This window comes from Paracoccus sp. MC1854, assembly GCF_014164635.1.
Lineage (GTDB): Bacteria > Pseudomonadota > Alphaproteobacteria > Rhodobacterales > Rhodobacteraceae > Paracoccus.
This window is the reverse complement of record NZ_JACJFU010000113.1, coordinates 1-1,269: the sequence shown is the minus strand read 5'-3', so window position 1 is coordinate 1,269 and position 1,269 is coordinate 1. Positions and strand designations below refer to the sequence as shown.

The following is a 1,269-nucleotide window of genomic DNA, read 5'->3' as shown; positions in this document are numbered from 1 at the left end:
GCCTGCTGACCTTCCCCCCGGAAGCTTTCTCGCTGTGATGTAGAGTCTGCCCCCGCTGAAGGAGCAGAGGCGATGAGGAAAAGCCGCTTCACCGAGGCGCAGATCATCGGGATGATCAAGGAACAGGGTCAACGCACTGCGTTGACGGGACGGCGACGGCGGAGGTGTGCCGCAGGCACGGGCTCAGTCCGGCGACATGTCTCGCAAGCTGAAGGCACGATATGGCGGGATGGATGTGTCCGACGCAAAGCGCCTGAAGCATCTCGGGGACGAGAATGCCAAGCGGATGCGTCTTCTCGCGGATGCCATGCTCGACAACGTCGTGCTGAAGGATCTGCTGGGAAAGAGATGACGACGCCAATGGCGCGGCGGGATGCGGCGCTCCGGGGGATGCGGGATCACGACCTTTCGCAGCGCCGGGCCTGCGCCCTGGTTGGTGTCGATCCGAAGACGGTGCGGCGCGAGCGGCCGCCCGACAACCCGGAAATCCGCAAGGCGATGGCCAAGATCGCCGAGAAGCGCCGCAGGTTCGGCTATCGCCGGATCGGCATCCTGCTCGAGCGCAAGGGCATGACCATGAACCACAAGAAGCTCTGCCGCCTGTATCGCGCGGAATGCCTGTCGGTCCGGCGCAGGCGTGGCCGCAAGCGCGCCCGTGGGAGCCGATCGCCAGTGCCGGAGGCCTTGCGCCCCAACCAGCGCTGGTCGATGGGCTTTCGTGTCGGACACCTTCGGAGCATCGCGCCGGTTCCGCGTCCCGGCCGTGAACGACGATTGCTGCCGTGAGAACCTCGCCCTGGTCGCCGACACCAGCCTCTCCGGCGCCCGCGTCGCGCGGGAGCGGGACGCGCTGCTGCGGCTCTACGGCAAGCCCGAGACCATCGTCAGCGACAATGGAACCGAGTTCACCAGCAAGGCCATTCTCAGATGGGCCAAGGACAACGGCGTCGCCTGGCATTACATCGATCCGGGCAAGCCCCAGCAGAATGGCTTCATCGGAAGCTTCAACGGCAGCCTGCGCGACGACTGCCTCAATGAGGAGATCTTCGGCAGCCTGGCCGATGCCCGCTGCAAGCTGGTCCTGTGGCGCTACGACCACAACAACGTCAGGCCGCATTCCTCGCTGGGCGGAATGGCCCCGGCAGACGCGCGCCGGGCACTTGAGCAATCCGTGAACTCCACGCCCGGCGCGCTTGCCCAGCTCGAAACCGACCAATACCAAACCCAGGGACTCTCGTCATGATCGAGAGAGGCCCAGAGGGAAGGTCA

General features: G+C 65.5%; 1 pseudogene. It reads left to right on the top strand.

Going from position 1 to position 1,269, the window contains the following annotated elements:
- Positions 1-72: 72 nt before the first annotated feature.
- A pseudogene (locus H5395_RS18305) lies at positions 73-1,243 on the top strand (IS3 family transposase).
- Positions 1,244-1,269 lie beyond the last annotated feature (26 nt).